Annotated in this window: 15 protein-coding genes; 5 read left to right on the forward strand and 10 right to left on the reverse strand. The window is 50.5% G+C overall.

Going from position 1 to position 16,453, the window contains the following annotated elements:
- Positions 1-378 precede the first annotated feature (378 nt).
- From nadC to H6F88_RS03950, 3 genes are all read left to right on the forward strand, one after another.
- Entirely contained in the window at positions 379-1,245 is an 867-nt protein-coding gene (gene nadC / locus H6F88_RS03940; protein WP_190641448.1) for a carboxylating nicotinate-nucleotide diphosphorylase, read from the forward strand.
- A 21-nt stretch (positions 1,246-1,266) separates the two neighbouring features.
- The gene (gene argS / locus H6F88_RS03945) at positions 1,267-3,027 is read left to right on the forward strand and encodes an arginine--tRNA ligase (RefSeq protein WP_190641449.1); all 1,761 of its coding nucleotides are present in this window, start codon (positions 1,267-1,269) and stop codon (positions 3,025-3,027) included.
- Between the two features lie 160 nt (positions 3,028-3,187).
- Positions 3,188-4,003: a sulfite exporter TauE/SafE family protein gene (locus H6F88_RS03950; RefSeq protein ID WP_190641450.1), complete on the forward strand. Its 816-nt coding sequence runs from the start codon at positions 3,188-3,190 to the stop codon at positions 4,001-4,003.
- A gap of 9 nt (positions 4,004-4,012) precedes the next feature.
- Here the strand turns inward: H6F88_RS03950 and def are convergent, their stop codons facing one another.
- The 6 genes from def to H6F88_RS03980 all read right to left on the reverse strand — a co-directional run bounded on the left by def (position 4,013) and on the right by H6F88_RS03980 (position 11,774).
- Positions 4,013-4,546, reverse strand: a complete 534-nt coding sequence (gene def, locus H6F88_RS03955) for a peptide deformylase (RefSeq protein WP_190641451.1) — start codon at positions 4,544-4,546, stop codon at positions 4,013-4,015.
- A gap of 28 nt (positions 4,547-4,574) precedes the next feature.
- Positions 4,575-5,156: a TIGR00730 family Rossman fold protein gene (locus tag H6F88_RS03960; RefSeq protein WP_190641452.1), complete on the reverse strand. Its 582-nt coding sequence runs from the start codon at positions 5,154-5,156 to the stop codon at positions 4,575-4,577.
- A 9-nt stretch (positions 5,157-5,165) separates the two neighbouring features.
- On the reverse strand, positions 5,166-6,221 hold the full coding sequence (locus H6F88_RS03965) for a hypothetical protein (RefSeq protein ID WP_190641453.1): 1,056 nt from the start codon (positions 6,219-6,221) through the stop codon (positions 5,166-5,168).
- Between the two features lie 81 nt (positions 6,222-6,302).
- Positions 6,303-6,809, reverse strand: a complete 507-nt coding sequence (locus H6F88_RS03970; protein WP_190641454.1) for a DUF4112 domain-containing protein — start codon at positions 6,807-6,809, stop codon at positions 6,303-6,305.
- A gap of 156 nt (positions 6,810-6,965) precedes the next feature.
- Complete coding sequence (locus H6F88_RS03975) at positions 6,966-10,289, reverse strand: efflux RND transporter permease subunit (RefSeq protein ID WP_190641455.1); 3,324 nt, start codon at positions 10,287-10,289, stop codon at positions 6,966-6,968.
- 108 nt (positions 10,290-10,397) lie between these two features.
- Positions 10,398-11,774: an efflux RND transporter periplasmic adaptor subunit gene (locus tag H6F88_RS03980; RefSeq protein WP_190641456.1), complete on the reverse strand. Its 1,377-nt coding sequence runs from the start codon at positions 11,772-11,774 to the stop codon at positions 10,398-10,400.
- Positions 11,775-11,934: 160 nt separating this feature from the next.
- Here H6F88_RS03980 and H6F88_RS03985 point away from each other — a divergent pair, with 160 nt between their 5' ends.
- Both H6F88_RS03985 and ribD read left to right on the forward strand, forming a co-directional pair.
- On the forward strand, positions 11,935-12,483 hold the full coding sequence (locus H6F88_RS03985) for a PadR family transcriptional regulator (RefSeq protein WP_190641457.1): 549 nt from the start codon (positions 11,935-11,937) through the stop codon (positions 12,481-12,483).
- A gap of 172 nt (positions 12,484-12,655) precedes the next feature.
- A complete protein-coding gene (gene ribD, locus H6F88_RS03990) occupies positions 12,656-13,750 on the forward strand; it encodes a bifunctional diaminohydroxyphosphoribosylaminopyrimidine deaminase/5-amino-6-(5-phosphoribosylamino)uracil reductase RibD (protein WP_190641458.1) in 1,095 nt (364 codons plus the stop codon).
- A 114-nt stretch (positions 13,751-13,864) separates the two neighbouring features.
- On the opposite strand, the gene H6F88_RS03995 is transcribed toward ribD, so the two are convergent.
- From H6F88_RS03995 to miaE, 4 genes are all read right to left on the reverse strand, one after another.
- Complete coding sequence (locus tag H6F88_RS03995) at positions 13,865-14,068, reverse strand: hypothetical protein (protein WP_190641459.1); 204 nt, start codon at positions 14,066-14,068, stop codon at positions 13,865-13,867.
- A gap of 356 nt (positions 14,069-14,424) precedes the next feature.
- A complete protein-coding gene (locus tag H6F88_RS04000) occupies positions 14,425-15,030 on the reverse strand; it encodes a DUF4168 domain-containing protein (RefSeq protein ID WP_190641460.1) in 606 nt (201 codons plus the stop codon).
- Between the two features lie 235 nt (positions 15,031-15,265).
- Positions 15,266-15,796, reverse strand: a complete 531-nt coding sequence (locus H6F88_RS04005; RefSeq protein ID WP_190641461.1) for a GNAT family N-acetyltransferase — start codon at positions 15,794-15,796, stop codon at positions 15,266-15,268.
- Complete coding sequence (gene miaE, locus H6F88_RS04010; RefSeq protein ID WP_190641462.1) at positions 15,796-16,392, reverse strand: tRNA isopentenyl-2-thiomethyl-A-37 hydroxylase MiaE; 597 nt, start codon at positions 16,390-16,392, stop codon at positions 15,796-15,798. The genes H6F88_RS04005 and miaE overlap by 1 nt, the downstream gene beginning before the upstream one ends.
- Positions 16,393-16,453: the final 61 nt, after the last annotated feature.

The following is a 16,453-nucleotide window of genomic DNA, read 5'->3' on the forward strand; positions in this document are numbered from 1 at the left end:
TGGCTCTCTCTCGACCGCTTAACCAATATAACGAGACATCCAAGAAACTGTCAAGCATTTCTGGAAAGTTTTTCGGGAAACGCTGGAAGTGGTGATACCGCAAGGGCTCCAGCTTTTTGGGCGCTGGGAATCTTCGAGAAATCGCCTTTAAGGTCTATGATTTCTTGAGATGAATCTCTAACGCGATAGGATGAGTTCCGAGCGGAGTGGTAGCTGCAAAATCCTGAAAGTCTTGATTGCTATTGGATTAAGACGGCTGTCTGCTTAGTTGGGACGAGCGAGATACTCATCCAGAGGCTTAGAAAAGTTGCAGGTTGCATCAATGAGTCCTAGCTAATTACTATTGTTGGACTTAGTGAAGCTGGAAAATTATAAGTAATGGCTCCTGTGTTACCGCCTGTTTTGGTGCTGGATCAACTGCTGAGAAGTTGGCTTTTGGAGGATATTGGGCGGGGTGATCGCACAACTCAAGGCCTTTTTGCATCTGACGCTGTTAGTGGACAGGCTCAGTGGATTGTGAAAGAAGCAGGGGTCGTTGCGGGATTGCCGATTGCTGCGCGGGTTTTTCATCTACTCAGCGAACAGTCCACTTTTACGGCACTTGTTGAGGAAGGACAGTGGTGCGCTCACGGACACCCCATTGCTCGGTTGAGTGGATCGATTGATGCGCTCTTGACGGGGGAGAGGGTTGCGTTAAATGTAGTAATGCGGCTGAGTGGGATTGCAACGCTGACCAATAAGTATGTGGAGCAGATTGCAGATTTGCCAACTCAGTTTGTCGATACGCGCAAAACTACGCCGGGACTGCGACTTTTGGAAAAGTATGCAACTCAAGTGGGCGGTGCTGTGAACCACCGCATGGGATTGGATGATGGCGTAATGATCAAGGATAATCACATTGCGGCAGCAGGGGGAATTGGGGAGGCGATCGCCCGAATTCGTCCTCACATTCCTTATCCGCTGACTATTGAGGTGGAAACGGAGTCAATTGAACAGGTTGAAGAAGCCCTGGTTCACAAAGCGGACATCATTATGTTGGATAATATGCCGCTGGAGATGATGAGACACGCAGTGCAGGTTATTCGTCAACGTAGTCCGCATATTAGGATTGAGGCTTCAGGTAATATTACGCTGGAGACGATCCGGGCGGTGGCGGAGACGGGTGTGGACTATATTTCTAGCAGTGCGCCGATTACTCGCTCTTCTTGGCTAGACATCAGTATGAGGATGGTCGTTGCCAGTTAAGAGTTAAATAGTTTTTGATTTATGAATTCTACAATCCAGAAAATTCGAGAGCAGTTTGAGCAGGCGTTGGTGGCTGCGTTTGGGTCTGACTTGGAAGGAACAGATCCGATTTTGGTACCTGCTAGTAATCCTAAGTTTGGGGATCATCAGTCTAATGTAGCGATGTCGCTGGCGAAGCGATTGGGGAAAGCACCGAGGGCGATCGCTGAGCAAGTTATTCAGCACCTTGATGTGAGCGAGTTTTGTGAACCACCTACCGTAGCAGGTGCGGGTTTTATTAATTTGACGTTCAAGACGAGTTACCTAGAGGAGCAGCTTCGGTGTGTGCAGGCTGATCCCCGACTGGGAGTAGCTCCAATTGAGCCGCCTAAACGGGCGATCGTAGACTATCCCAGTCCCAACATTGCGAAGGAAATGCACGTTGGACATTTGCGTCCCTCAGTGATTGGAGATTGCATTGCCCGAATTCTAGAATTTTTGGGTTATGAGGTGTTGCGGCTCAGCCATGTGGGGGATTGGGGAACGCCTTTTGGGATGCTGATTGCATATTTGCGGGAAGCGTATCCAGAGGCGCTGAAGTCTGATGAGAATTTAGATCTGGAAGATTTGGCATCGTTTTATCGTCATGCCAAAAAGCGATTTGATCAGGATGCGGCCTTTCAGGATGCAGCGAGACTGTCTGTGGTGCAGCTTCAGGCGGGAGAGGAGGAAACGCTGCGTGCTTGGAAAATTGTTTGCGATCTGTCAAATCGAACCAATCAAAGAATTTTCGATCTGATGGGTTTGTCTCCTCTAATTATTCGAGGTGAGTCTTTTTATAATCCGTTTTTGCCGGATGTGATTGAAGAGTTGGATCGGCTTGCTTTGTTAGTTGAAGATAGTGGGGCAAAATGCGTTTTTCTGAAAGGCTTTACGAATAAGGAAGGGGACCCTTTGCCTCTGATCGTGCAGAAGTCGGATGGTGGATATAACTATGCCACCACTGATTTGGCTGCCATTCGCTATCGGGTGAATGTGGACAAGGTAGACCGAGTGGTTTATCCAGTTGGGGCAGAACAAACAAATCACTTTGCTCAAATTTTTCAGGTTGGGAAACGAGCGGGCTGGATTACGGACGATGTAGAGTTTGTTCACACGCCGCTTGGGTCTGTATTAGGGGAGGATGGGAAAAAGTTAAAGAGCCGTTCTGGAGAGGCAATTCGGCTGGAGGATATGTTGAATGAGGCGATCGCCCATGCTCGTACTGACCTAGAAAATCGTCTTAAAGAAGAGGGGCGTGAGGAAACAGAAGAATTTATCAAACATAGCGCTCAAGTAATCGGGATCAGTGCGGTAAAGTATGCTGACCTGAGCCAAAACAGAACGAGTAACTATGTTTTCAGCTATGACAAAATGCTGGCGCGGCAAGGCAATACGGCTGTATATATGCTTTATGCCTACGTAAGGACGCGTGGGATCAGTCGGAAAGGAAACATTGATTTTGAAAAATTAGGTTCCGACTGCCCGGTTGTGTTGAAAGAAGATGAAGAGTTTGTATTAGCAAAACACTTACTTCGACTAGATGAAATTCTCAGCATAATTGATGCAGATCTGCTGCCAAATCAGCTTTGCCAATATCTATTTGAACTGAGCCAAAAGTTTAATCAGTTCTACGATCGTTGCACGGTACTGGATGCGGAAGAACCTATCAGAACGTCGCGGTTAGTGTTATGTGATTTGACTGCGAGAACGATCAAATTAGGACTATCTTTGCTGGGAATTCCCGTGTTGGAGCGGATGTAGCAGTTAGGGAAACTTCTGGTTGACGATAAAACTTCTGATAACCTTTGAAGAATGTAAGTTGGGTTGAAGTATGAAACCTTAACGCAAAGCTTATGTAAGTGTTGGGTTTCGCTATGCTCCACCCAACCTACCAATGCGTCTATTACAGGAGTTGGTGTGAATGCTTGATACGCCCCTGGAATGGGTACTGCTGGTTTTGGTAGGGTCAGTTACCGGAGTTGCAGCTGGATTGCTGGGAATTGGGGGGGGGCTGCTGATGGTTCCAGCCCTGACATTTCTGGGAGTGCCATTAATCCAGGCTACTGCGACGAGTTTGATTGGGGTGTTTTTGAGCGCGGTTTCTGGTAGCTTGCGGAATCTGGGAGCCGGTGAATTGAACTGGCGGGTTTCGTTAATGCTAGCGGCTTTTGGGGTTGTTACGGCGCAAGGGGGTGCCTGGTTGGGCGATCGCCTCCCTGACCCAGCTTTGGCTTTAGGATTTGCAGTTCTGTTGCTAGCTACGACGTATTTGATGGATCTACGTCAAAGACTCAAGCGAAAAACTGAGAAAACGATGGAACCAGAATTAACATCTGGGGAAGAAGTGCCAGAAGCAGAGAAAGAGGCACCGCTGACTTCAATTGCTGGAATCGGTCTGTTAGCAGGTGGGCTATCTGGTTTGTTTGGCGTGGGTGGTGGGGTGGTGATGGTGCCGCTGCAAATGCTGTTTTTGGGAGAATCGATCAAGGCGGCAGTGCGGACGAGTTTGGGCGCAATTGTGGCGATCGCCGTCTCAGGACTCGCTCAGCACACGTGGAATGGCAACGTTTTATGGATTCCTGGGTTGTGTCTGGGATTAGGTGGAATTGTTGGAGCACAGGCGGGAACTCGCTTGCTGCCTCGATTGCCTGATCGAACGGTCAATTTCCTGTTTAAGTTTTTGCTGTTTGCTCTAGCCGCCTACATGATTGTTCGAGGCGTTCAGGGTTGGATCTAGTTATTCCTGTCAGCAAGTTTCAGCAATCAGCTTGAGGTATTCCTGGTCAGTAATAATGTCTCGCGTGGATTCCAATCGATCCAGAAAAACGTAGCCTTCCAGATGATCGAACTCGTGCTGGAAGATGCGAGCGACAAAATCGGTAAGTTCTTGGTGTTGGAGGTTGCCGTGGCGATCACAATATTCAATCGTAATTGCTTGATATCGAGGCACCAGCCCCCGAATTCCAGGAATGCTCAGGCAACCTTCCCAATCTTTTACCACTTCATCAGAATGGCTCACTAACCGAGGATTAATCATCGGAGTCGGCTCCATCTCGGGAGCATGAGGATATCTGGGATTGGGACGAGATGCGACGATCAGCAAACGCTGAGAAACACCTACTTGAGGCGCTGCAATTCCAACTCCATTGGAATGCTGCAGGGTTGCAAGCAAATCGTCGATCAAGGACTGCACTGGCTGCGTTTGAATTTCGGTAATGGGTTCGGCAGTTTGGCGCAGGACAGGATTACCCAGTTGGGAAATTTGCAGTAATTCAGCCACGGCTTTGATCAACTCCTGGACAGGTCAATTAGGTTTGATCGCGATCGATCCACTTGTGAATTTGGATAAGCTGATATTGGTTCAGCTTATCCAAGAGTTCTTCACAGGTTTGCGCTTCGATTACCGCTGAGCGATGTTCGGGACGGACAAATTGCGCTTGAACCGCTTGGTTGAAGAAGGCGATCAAAGAGTTGTAATATCCCTCAATATTAAGCAAACCACAGGGCTTTTGGTGCAGCCCTAATTGCCCCCAAGTGAGAACTTCAGCAAATTCTTCAAGCGTACCCATGCCGCCGGGGAGCGCGATGAAAGCGTCGGCGTAGTCTGACATGAGGGCTTTGCGTTCGTGCATGGAAGCAACGATATGCAGTTTGGAGAGACCTGTGTGAGCAATTTCGCGATCGGCTAGCGCTTGGGGGATTACGCCGATGACTTCACCCCCTGCGGCAAGGGCGGCATCGGCGACGGTTCCCATTAGCCCAACTTTGCCGCCGCCATACACTAGCCCAATGTTTTGCTGTGCCAGCAGTTTACCTAGCTGCTCGGCTGCAAACCCGTAAGCAGGGTTTGCTCCCTGATTTGAGCCGCAAAATACGCAGACTCGTTTCATACTTGCCTCTTAAGCATCTGTTTCAGGCAAAATTTTGAGGCGAATAGTGCGAGAGAAACTACCTCCATCTGGATCACCCAGTTGGACTTCCAGCACTTCACCTGAAAGGGGACTAAGGTGAGCAAGGAGCGATCGCAAGTGAGGTGTACTCGCGCCGCTGTCCAGATAAACCCGCTCTGAAAGCGTGTTGAGCCGTTTCCAAGTGGTGTAGAGTTTGACGATCGCCTGCTCTAACTGCGAAGCCTGATTTACTAAGTCAGCCGTAGAACTAAGGCAACCGACCCGCAACGCTTCTTCTAAAGCAGATTCCAGGTCAAGCGCTTCGTTATCTAAGGCCTGCACGTTGGTTGCAGCATTGAGATACTTCGCCAAATAGCGAGCTTCGGCAGTAACTTGCTTCAGCGTATCCACGTCAGGATTTCCTGCCACCTCTGCCTGGAGGGAAACCTGATGCGCTTCTGGCAACTTTTCCATTTCTCGCACCAGTGGAGCCAAATAGCGGGTAGGAATTGTGCTGTTAGCAGCTTTTTCCTTCACGACTTCAGGAATCAGGTCTGAAGTCATCGCTGTCCATTCGTCGGAAAGCTGACGGACTTCTCGGCGAGTGATGCGATCGCCCTTTCGCGCTGCATCCCCGACCATTTGCTGAACTTCCGGGGATGACTGAGCCGTTTCGACAAAGGCGCGTTTGCTGAACTGGTTAACATCTTCCGGCTCTAGGTAACCCTCTTCTAGCAGCGCATCGGCACTATTTGCCAGTTCGATTAGCGAGTAAGCCTGGGTTTTGCTGATTTCCCGGTCTTTGAGCCAGTTGAGAAATCCGCTGCCTCGACCGTCGCCGCCTCGCTTTTCGCGATCGCGCACAGCTCGAAGGATGCGTCCGCGCCAAATCTCGGTTTGCAGGTCAAAGCGATCGCACACCTGCCAGGCTGTCTCGACCTGACTCAAAAATTCTGCTTCGGGAATCAGATCATCCTCTGGATCAGGAAGCTGAAAGCTGAGATCAGGGTTTTGCTCAAAACTAAAGTTGTTCAAATCAGTGGGAAGTGGAGGCGCTTGAACCATGAGAAGACTCTGGAAGACAGTGCATCATTATTGCATAATCCTCCCTTGGAGATCACGCCAAATGTAGCGCTAAGAATTGAGTTAGCCGCCACTGATAGCGCCAATTAGTAGGCGAACCAGCAGTACAGAAAAAGTAGCAAAACCTATGATAACCACTGCTAAGCCGAGAATTAGCAGAATTAGAAATTTGCGATCGCTCGCTCGATTGGATTGTGGCATATCGACGTGAGTTTCAAGCAAGGCAATATTTCGAGCATTTGCTTTCCAGGTCGCGTCAAACACATCGCCTAGCATTGGCACCGATCCCAGCACAACTTCCAGAACAATGTTGGATGCCATTCGCAACAGGATTTCACGAGGCACGCCCATTCGCGCTGCTTCAACGACAATGTAGGCTGATAGCGCTCCTGCAACCGTATCTCCAGCACCGGGCAGTAACCCCAGAAGTGGATCAAGTCCAATTCGATAACCTGTACCAGGAATTGGAATGGCGTTGTCTAAGACATGGCTGAGTTGGCGCAGACGTTGAAGCGAGGTGTTTCTGGAATTTACAACCGATGGGACCCGCTTGGGAGGAGGCTGTGACATCTAGGATGCTCCAAATAATGCCAGGAATTTTTGCTGGGCGATCGCCATCAGATCAGAATCAACGGGCTAAAGCATTTGTGGCGATCGCGACAGAAGTTGCGATCGCCACAATAGCGTAAATCAAACCAGGAGAACCAGTCTTCTACCAGGAGAACGTTATTCCTTCAAAAATCGCCTGACTACTTTTCGTTTGGAAGGTTGTCGAGACTGGCGATCGACCCTATCTAAAGCGAGAGCGACCCGTCCACGACGAGACATTCGCTTCACTCCATTCGTCCAACGGGGATCATGGAGTAGCAGGTAAAAGCAGGGAATGATGAACAGCGTCAAGAACGTTGCTAGAGATAACCCAGAAAACACAACGATGCCGAGCGGCTGCAAAAACTCTCCCCCTTCGCCCATTCCCAACGCCAAAGGAAACATTCCTAATACAGTTGTGATCGTCGTCATGAGAATCGGACGAAGTCGTTGGGGAGCCGCTTTGAGAATGGCAGTGCGGCGATCGACCTTTTCTCGCTCGCGGATTTGGTTTGCTAGTTCCACCATGATGATGGCGTTGTTAACGACGATACCGACCAGCAGCACTGCTCCCACAATCACTGTTGCACCGATCGCCGTTTGCGTCACATACAGTCCCAAAATTCCACCTGCTAGAGCTAGGGGAATCGTGAACATGATGACTAGCGGGTCTATTAATGAGTTATATTGCACCGCCATGACAACGAATACCAGGAAGGCAGCCAATCCACCGAGAAGGGGCAAAGCAGACTGAATTTCCTGGTTACTTTGGGCCGCAGCACTGGGCAAACGACTAACCCCTTCAGGCAACTCTAATCCTTGCAAGATAGTATCTACTTCAGCCAAAGCTTCACTCAAGCTGGCACCTTCATTCAAGTTGCCTGCTGCGATGAACACCTGCCGCTGGTTGATCCGCTGAATTTCGCCAGGGGCTTCTCCTTCTTCTAATTGAGCAACATCTCCTAGCCGAATCAACTGGTTGTCTTCTGTGAACAGAGGTAACCGTTCTAGCTGCGACGGCCGGGTAATCGCGTCCTCGTCAAGCTGCACACGCACATCTACCAAACGGTTACCGCGCTGAAGCTGGGTTGCAACGACTCCTTGGACGGCAGTTTCAAGCGTTTCCCCGATGTCCTGGGTGTTGAGTCCGAGGGCGGTCAGGCGCTCCAAGTCAGGACGGATTTGAATTTCAGGCTGGCGCTGGTCAGCATCTGGGCGAAAGGTTGCCAGCGTTGCCTGCTGGTCAAGTGCGTCGAGTACCTGAAAACCTGCCTGAGTTAGCGATCGCTCATCTTCTCCTTGCAGCACCACATCTACTTCTGCACCACGCACCGGAGAATTGTTTAGTACCAAACCACGCACTTCACCCGGCCTTATGCGAATCCGAGTATCGACCAGGTTAAGCTGCTCAATCTCTTGATTGACCCGAGCGACAAACTCCTCAACATCACTTCCTCGCTTCAGCGTGATGTTGCTGGTGCCTCTCAACGGGTTTTCGTTTGTACTGCTGCCAAAGAGGGAGCCTCCCGCTGTCGTGAATACGTATTCTGTCTCCGGTTGCGCCTGAATAATCTTGTCTACCTCTTCCATTACCTTCCGATTGGTTTCGAGGGGAGTTCCGGGGGGAAACTGGGCATTCAGGTTTGCTTGCCCGGTGCTAATGCGCGGCAGAATTTCCTGAGGAATCTGACCGATTGTTAGCAGACTGCCACCCCCCAGAACCAGAAAAGTTGCCAAGACGATTAAGACACGCTTTCGCAGCACCCATTCCAGAGTGCTGGCGTAGCCTCGTGTCGAGGCTTCAAAGCGACGATTAAATTCTTTTAAGAGCCAAAATTCTCCGATGCGGCTTGACCAGCGAATTCCTAGCAGTCGAGAAGACATTGCGGGCACGACGGTTGCCGCAACAACAATCGACGCGGCGACCGCAAAGCTGATGGTTAGAATCAACTCGTTAAACAGCAGGGCGATAAAGCCACCGATCAGCAGGAAAGGCAGTACCGCCACCAGGTTTGTGCTGGTAGAAGCTAGCAGGGCCGATTCCACCTCCTGGCTGCTCTGGATAGAGCGCTCGATGATTTCGTCGGGGGGCATTTGCGATCGCGTATCCTGTCCTGGTGTCATGCCTGCTCCTTCGGCGATCGCCTCCAGCATGACGATGGAGTTATCGACCACAATTCCCACACCCAACGCCAAACCGCCCAGACTGAAAACGTTGAGCGACAGCCCAAACACGCCCATCAAGATGATTGCGGCTAGCGTTGCCAGAGGAATAGAGAGGACAATAATCAGTGTTTGGCGAATGGAGCCAAGGAATAGGAGAACGGCGATCGCTGCCAATCCTGCGCCAATCAAACCTGAACTGGCAACGTTGGAAATAGAATTGCGAATAAAAACTGACTCATCCAGAGTTGGCAGCAACTCCATGTCTTCGGGAATTACACCAGACTGGCGCAATTCCTCAAGCCGTTTTTGAACTGCATCAACCACTTGGATAGAGTTTGCGTCAGGCTGCTTCTGAATGCTTACCTTAACGGCAGGCTGTCCGTTGAGCGACACAAAAACCCGCTGTTCCCCAGATTCATCAATGACCTCTGCAAAATCTCGCAGGTAAACTCGCCGAGGAGCACTGGGAGACAAGCCAGATTCTGTATCACTATCGGTCTCCTCAGTGTCTGTTGATGTGCTGCTTCCTCCAACAACAAAAGAAATATTGTTAATTTCCTCAGCGTCTTGAAACCGCCCAATTGCTCGCGTTAAGGGTTCAGCATTCTCTCCAAAAATTCGTCCGCCTGAAACATCCTGATTGGTTTGCTCTAGCTCATCCAATACGTCCGTCAGCCCGATGCCCAGTGCTTGCAGGCGATCGAGATCAACGTTCACAATGACCTCTTCTGCCTCTCCGCCAGACACATCCACCGAGGCAACGCCTGGAACCACACCCAGTTCACGGCCTAGCTCTTCATCCGCAAATACCCGCAGGGCGACCGATTCTAGTGAAGAGGAAGTCAGCGCTAACTCGTAAACTGGCAACTGTGAAGGGTCAGCCTTGAACAGACGCGGCTCCTCAATCGTGTCGGGTAGCTGTCCCCGTGCACGGTTGAATGCAGCCGTTGCATCGTTCAACGCCTGATCAATATCTCCGCCTGGCTCAAAGTACAGGTCTAAGCTCACCTGCCCTTCACGAGTTTGGGAATAAACCTGCACCACCCCTTCTGTGGCAGAAAGGGCTTCTTCGAGTGGACGGGTTACTTCATCCACCGCAACTTCGGGCGAAATTCCGGGTGCATCAACCCGTACTCCAATCCGGGGATAGGTAATAGAAGGCAGCAAATCAACCTGAAGGTTGGAGATATAAAACACGCCAACGACGATCACTGCCAGGGTCAGCATTAGCGTGCCGATGTGACGGCGGATTGAAATGCTGCTAATGCTAAAGCCGGAAGGTTTTTGGGTTTGCATTGCTTCAACGAGTGAGTGAGGACGATCAGCAGCCTAGATGAGCAGTAGGCACAGGTATCAGGATTAAGAAGCGGGCGAATAAATGGGATGAAGGGGAAAACGTTAGTTCTAGGAGGATGTTTCAGAAATTAGGCTGAGGCGGACGGCGGCACCATCTTCCAGAGCGCCACTGCTCCGCGCAACGTATTGATCCCCGGGTTCTAGTCCAGAGAGAATTTCTACTTGCCCGTCAGCGCGATCGCCCAACCTTACCGTTCGGGCCACCACAGTCGGCTCCTCTTGAGAACCTTCTAAGACAAAAATGGTGGCTGTTTCGCCGGATTGCTCATCTGATTGCTCTGATGCCGAAGCTTCTGCCTGCGGTGATTCTGCGTCTGAGCTTTCTGCGTCTGCCTCTCCTCCGATTTCGATCGCCGTCAACGGAATAACCACTCGTTCAGCAGCCTGTTGAGAGAAGCTAACCCGTGCCAGCAGTCCACTGCCGATGCGTTCATCTGGGTTCGGTATTGTCACCTCAATTGGGATTAGACGAGCAGTGGGGTCAGCCGCAGGAGAAATGAGCGTTACCTCGCCCGAAAAGGTTTGGTTAGGAAGTGCATCCAGGCGAACCTGGACGGGTTGACCGACTTGAATACCTGCCAGTTCGAGTTCTGAAATTTGGACTTCTACTTTTATTTGGCTGAAGTCTCCCAGTCGTAAAACTTCACTGCCGGGTTGGGCCAGATCGCCCGGTTCTATTTCCCGCGATAATACCGCTCCAGTGACGGGAGAAACGAGCGTACTGTAAGATTGCCGCTCTTGTTCTTGGGCAACCAACGCTTGCTGAGCAACAACTCGCCGTTCGGCTGCTCTCACCACCTGCTGACGGGTGCGAACCTGCTCTTGCGCCGATCTGAGTGCTTGCTCTGCTGTGCCAACGGTAGTTTGGGCAAGTTCTACCTGTTGCTCTGCGATCGCCCCCTCGTTAAATAATTGCTGTTGTCGTGCGGCATCTGACTGCGCCTGAGCCAACTCTAGCCGCGCTTGTTCTACTAGGGTCAGTGCATCGCTGACTTCTGCTTGCAGGCTGGCCACTTCAGACTGACGGGCTGCTTCCTCTGCCTGCGCCTCAATCACAGTTGCGGTCAGCAACCTATTATCGAGCCGCGCCAATACCTGCCCCCGCTCTACTGGATCGCCCATATCGACCGTTACATCTAACAGTTGCCCTTCAGCTTGCGATCGCAGTGAAACTTCTCGGAAAGGTCGGGTTGTGCCAGTGAATTCCTCTGCTGCCTCCAAAGGGGCAGTTTCAGCAACCATTACATCAACGGATGGTGGGCCGCCTTGCTCTGCACCAGGAGGCTCAGACTGAGCTTCGCTACGAGGAAACAGTTCACATCCGGCTGACACAAGTAATAAACTGAGAGTCAAAATTAGGCGGCTGGCGATTGACACAGGTTTACGCGCAACAGCCAGGGGCACGGAAGGAGCGACCTGCAACATAAATTTCTTGCCAATTATTTGGAAAATTTCTTGCCTTAGCTGATCAAGCGCTTGCTTAAAAATGCAACAGAGTTTATTGCATTTTGTAAACGCTGTATCCTTAACAGGTATATCAATTTGGAGTAGGAATATCAACCTGATATAGAAATACGTTGAAATAATGTTGGAATTAGCAACACTTGGATTTTTACAAAAGCAACCTTTGCACGGCTACCGTCTAAAGCAGCAGCTAGAGCTATTTATGAGTGGCTGCATCAGCGTCAACTATGGGGCGATTTATCCTTTGCTCAAACGGCTGGAGGCAAGAGGAGATATCGTGACGCTGGTGGAGGAAGCTGGAGAATCGGGTTCGAGCCGCAAGGTATATTGCATTACTGAGGCGGGGCGCGATCGCTGGCGACGCAAAATGCTGGAATATCCGCATGAAAGCTGGGTCAACAGCCGGTCCCGTTTCATCATCAAATATTTCTTCTTTAGCCACCTTCTTCCCATAGAGCGAATTAAGCTGCTAGAGCAACGATTGCTGGTTTGCCGTCTGCGGCTACAGGATCTAGAGCGGGAAGATATGACTAGCAGCACCGATCGCTATGAGTCAACAGCGTGGCGACGGCATCTAGCCAATTTGCGGTTTGAGATTGATTGGCTACTGGAACAGCTTGAGCAAGAGAATCTTGAGAAGAGGTTGCAGGAGGCGGGGGTTGGGGATTAGGGGGAGGAATGAGTTGGCTCGAAGGGCACACTACACCGTAACTCTACTGAAATTGCTGAATGACTTGCAATTCTCGATAGTCCTGCAATATTTCTATAGGGCGATCGCTCAAAAGCAGATCTAGCAGCGATCGCAAGCTCATATCTCCCTTGAATGAACTCAATTCTTCTTTATGAATGCTGATTTTGACCGAACCATGATGCAACGTTGTCTGGAGCTAGCGCGTCAGGCAGCAGGTCAAACAGCCCCAAACCCATTAGTGGGAGCCGTTGTGGTGCAAAACGGTCAGATCGTTGGCGAAGGATTTCACCCCAAGGCGGGGCAACCCCATGCTGAGGTTTTTGCATTGAGGGCAGCGGCTGAGCAAGCACAGGGAGCTACCGTTTATGTCAATTTGGAGCCTTGCAATCACCACGGTAGAACTCCACCCTGCACAGAAGCCCTAATCCAAGCGGGGGTTGCCAGGGTTGTCGCGGGAATGGTTGATCCAGATCCGCGTGTGTCGGGAGGTGGCATTGCCAGACTACAAACGGCTGGAATAGCAGTCAGCGTTGGTGTAGAAGAGACAGCCTGCCAAGAATTGAATGAAGCATTTGTGCATCGAGTGCTTCATCGCCGACCGTTTGGCATTTTGAAATATGCGATGACCCTAGATGGCAAAATTGCTGCTAGCACCGGACATAGTGCCTGGGTTACAGGAAAAACTGCACGAGCAGCAGTTCACCAGTTACGCGCTACCTGTGATGCAGTGGTTGTAGGTGGAAACACGGTTCGGCGTGACAATCCGCTGTTGACCAACCATCAAGTCGCCCAGCACAATCCGCTCAGGGTGGTGATGAGCAGCAGTTTAGATTTGCCCGACGATGCCAAATTATGGAACATCGCGGAAGCTCCAACACTAGTCTTGACTGAAGCTGGCAGCAGACCCGAATTTCAAACTGCTTTGAGGAAGCGGGGAGTTGAAGTGGTTGAGATGTTATCTCTGGCTCCTGCTCAAGCAATGGACTGTTTGTATGAACGGGGCTGCTTGAGTGTTTTGTGGGAATGTGGAGGACGATTGGCAGCTGAGGCGATCGCCGATCGGGCTATTCAAAAAGTTTGGGCATTTATTGCCCCCAAAATTATTGGTGGGGCAACGGCTCCTTCCCCAGTTGGTGAGCTGGGCTTGTCGTTGATGTCAGAGGCGCTAGTACTGGAGCGGGTGAAGTGGCGATCGCTTGATGCGGATTATTTAATAGAAGGCTATTTGCCAGTTGGGCAGCCTTAGCGCATCTTGATTACCGTTAGAAACATCGAAAGGTTGCACCTAGAGAGTGCAACCTTGCAACAGCGGTTCTAAAGGTGGAATCAGAATGTTTATTGAGCGATCGCTCGTAACAGTCTATTGGGGAGGAGCTTCAGTTCCAGGAGCGGTAGGAGCCTCTGCTGGCTCTTCGGTAGGAGCAACCGCCGGATCTTCAGCAGGTGCTACAGCGGGGTCTTCAGTGGGTGCAGTTTCTGCATCATCGGTACCAGCAGGAGCGCAAGCGCCAACAGCTAGCGTCATTCCAAGTAACAAAGGTAGAGCGAGAAACTTTAATTTCATTGCGATATCTCCTGATTTTTTATCATCCGTCCCTACACTCAATTTGTCAGAAAAAGCGAGACCAGCCTATGCTCCGTAAGGAATAATTCAATTTCTCAAAAACCTCCTCCCGTAGGAAGATCTGCTGAATCCCGGTCTAACTTAAGAGTTAATTTCAGGCAACGTTAGGTAGTGCTTAGAAACACAAAAGCCATTGCTCAACTTGAGAATGGGAGGAAGTTTCTAATATGGCGATCGGCCACTATAGGAGCACAGCATTGCCGTGCCCCTACGGAGTCGTTCGTCATGCGCAACGCCACAAATCGGTACCTTAACAGAAGGGTATAGACGCGCTCACGAAGGCAAATCGAGTTTCCCTACTGAGGCAATTCTTGACCTGAGGCAGGTTCAGCTCGAAGAATTTGCTCAACTTCCTGTTGCAAAGCAGGATCTTGCTGCACAGCAGCAAGAATCTGGTTAAACTGCTCGACTTCTAACCCTTCAGCTTGAACCGCTTCCTGGAATCTAGCTTGGGTCTGCTGACGGACGGTCGTGATCTCGTTTGCGGCTTGCTCAAAGCTCTGCAATTCCTCATCAGAAATCTCTACATCGGTTCCTGCTTGAGGGTTTTGCTGGGCTTCAGCAATTTCATTGAAACGATCTGGGGTTAATCCTTGACCTTCAACAATTTGAAGTAGCTCAGTTTGAGTTTCCTGCTGAATCGTTTGGAGTTGCGCGATCGCCCTGGCAAATTTTTCGATGTCCTCTGAACTTACCTCAGCAGCGGACTGGGGTTGAGCCTGAGTAGGGGGCGTGGACTGAGCTTCAGTAGGAGGAGCAGGCTGGGCTGCAGGGTCTAGCTGTTGGGCTGAAGGCTCAGTTGGCTCAGCTGTAGGAGGAGCTGATGTTTGAGATCGAGCGGGTAGGCTCCCAAAGGCTACCAGCAGCAAAAAGGTACTGCCTGCCAAAATTTGCTTCAGCATTTCAAGTTTCTCCTTAAACCTTAAGGTGTTTACTCCACTGCAATCCAGTGTTTGCCGTCTTGGCTTTCGACGGATGCAAACTGGTTTCACGTCCGAGTGGATTTTTGCTTAAATCCTCGGCAGAGTCCGCAGGATTTAGGAGTCACCCTGACAAGCCAATGTTGAGTTGATGTGTCAGAGACATGAAGCTTATGACACAGCCCGGTTAAGTTACGGACAAAGAAGAGGTGTGTGATTAAACGCCTTCGCTTTTCTCTGAAAGCTGCTGCTCTAAGTTAGAAGAACGTTCTAAAAGCTTGGTGTAAAGGCGATCGCATCGCTTGGTTTCAACCCCAGTTGCTGGTTGATAACCGCTACTCTCGTAAAGCTTGACCGCTTCAAAAAGCACGCTCGCCGTTTCTAACCAAATCTGTTGATAGCCCCGTTTGGCGATCGCCTCTTCTAAGTTTTGTAACAAATAGCGCCCCAATCCTTGCCCTCTCGCTTCGGGCAAAAGGTACATCTTGCGAATTTCTACTGCATTCGTCCCTTTCGCAACCGGATAGTAAGCGGCTGTGCCTACTAGGCGCTGCTGTCGTTCGACCACCCAAAATTCGCCACCTTTGTTCCAGTAAGACTCCTCAACAGACAAGACATCTCGGTCGGCACCGTCTGGTTCACACTCAAGCCCATATTCACTCAGCACAGAGCGAATCAACTCTGCTGCGACTGTGCGATCACCTGGTTGCCAATCTCGAATCCAAAACTCGCGGTAATGGCTATTCACTAACTATGAATCCTTGGCTCAGGGTAAAGGGTTGACAAAAGCTGGCTCTCCACAGCCGCAAGCGATTCTAGCCGCTCCATCACAACTGCGCGCTCAAAATAAGTAGTTGCTAGTGTCCAGTAAATGCCATAGTGACGCGCTTCCGATGCCATTAAGCCTCGATAAAACTGCGCTAGTTCTACTTCAGGGCAATGAGCAGCTAACAGCCCCAACCGTTCGTGGCTACGGGCTTCGATTAGCCCAGAGACGAGCAGCAGGTCGAGCATTCGGTCGGGTTCATGACGGCGAATTTCAGCCTTGAGTCCAGCAGCATAAGGTGGTGCAGACAGTGGTGCCAGGGGAATGTCACGCCGATCGAGCCACTGATTCACCTGCTCGAAATGCTCTAGCTCTTCCTGGGCGATCGCCGTCAAGGTTCGCACTAGTTTAGCGCTGGAAGGATAACGAAAAATTAGATTGAGGGCTACACCCGCCGCTTTCCGTTCACAGTGAGAATGGTCAAGCAAAATAGTGTCAAGATTGGCGATCGCCTGCTCTACCCATTGAGTTGAGGTAGGTTGCTGAAGGAATTTAATCGTGGGCAGGGTTGAAGTCACAGGAAAATTGGGTTTGAAGAAGAATTTCTAAAGGGAGAGGGAGCGGTTACACCTCTGTCAG

Origin of the sequence: Oculatella sp. FACHB-28 (assembly GCF_014696015.1) — a bacterium.
Taxonomy (GTDB): Bacteria; Cyanobacteriota; Cyanobacteriia; order Elainellales; family Elainellaceae; genus JAAUTN01.

What these genes read in the sequence shown, in the direction of transcription:
- nadC (WP_190641448.1), top strand. Translation starts at nt 379, where the DNA reads ATGGCTCCTGTGTTACCGCCTGTTTTGGTGCTGGATCAACTGCTGAGA.
- argS (WP_190641449.1), top strand. Translation starts at nt 1,267, where the DNA reads ATGAATTCTACAATCCAGAAAATTCGAGAGCAGTTTGAGCAGGCGTTG.
- H6F88_RS03950 (WP_190641450.1), top strand. Translation starts at nt 3,188, where the DNA reads ATGCTTGATACGCCCCTGGAATGGGTACTGCTGGTTTTGGTAGGGTCA.
- H6F88_RS03960 (WP_190641452.1), bottom strand. Translation starts at nt 5,156, where the DNA reads ATGAAACGAGTCTGCGTATTTTGCGGCTCAAATCAGGGAGCAAACCCT.
- H6F88_RS03965 (WP_190641453.1), bottom strand. Translation starts at nt 6,221, where the DNA reads ATGGTTCAAGCGCCTCCACTTCCCACTGATTTGAACAACTTTAGTTTT.
- H6F88_RS03970 (WP_190641454.1), bottom strand. Translation starts at nt 6,809, where the DNA reads ATGTCACAGCCTCCTCCCAAGCGGGTCCCATCGGTTGTAAATTCCAGA.
- H6F88_RS03975 (WP_190641455.1), bottom strand. Translation starts at nt 10,289, where the DNA reads ATGCAAACCCAAAAACCTTCCGGCTTTAGCATTAGCAGCATTTCAATC.
- H6F88_RS03980 (WP_190641456.1), bottom strand. Translation starts at nt 11,774, where the DNA reads ATGTTGCAGGTCGCTCCTTCCGTGCCCCTGGCTGTTGCGCGTAAACCT.
- H6F88_RS03985 (WP_190641457.1), top strand. Translation starts at nt 11,935, where the DNA reads ATGTTGGAATTAGCAACACTTGGATTTTTACAAAAGCAACCTTTGCAC.
- ribD (WP_190641458.1), top strand. Translation starts at nt 12,656, where the DNA reads ATGAATGCTGATTTTGACCGAACCATGATGCAACGTTGTCTGGAGCTA.
- H6F88_RS03995 (WP_190641459.1), bottom strand. Translation starts at nt 14,068, where the DNA reads ATGAAATTAAAGTTTCTCGCTCTACCTTTGTTACTTGGAATGACGCTA.
- H6F88_RS04000 (WP_190641460.1), bottom strand. Translation starts at nt 15,030, where the DNA reads ATGCTGAAGCAAATTTTGGCAGGCAGTACCTTTTTGCTGCTGGTAGCC.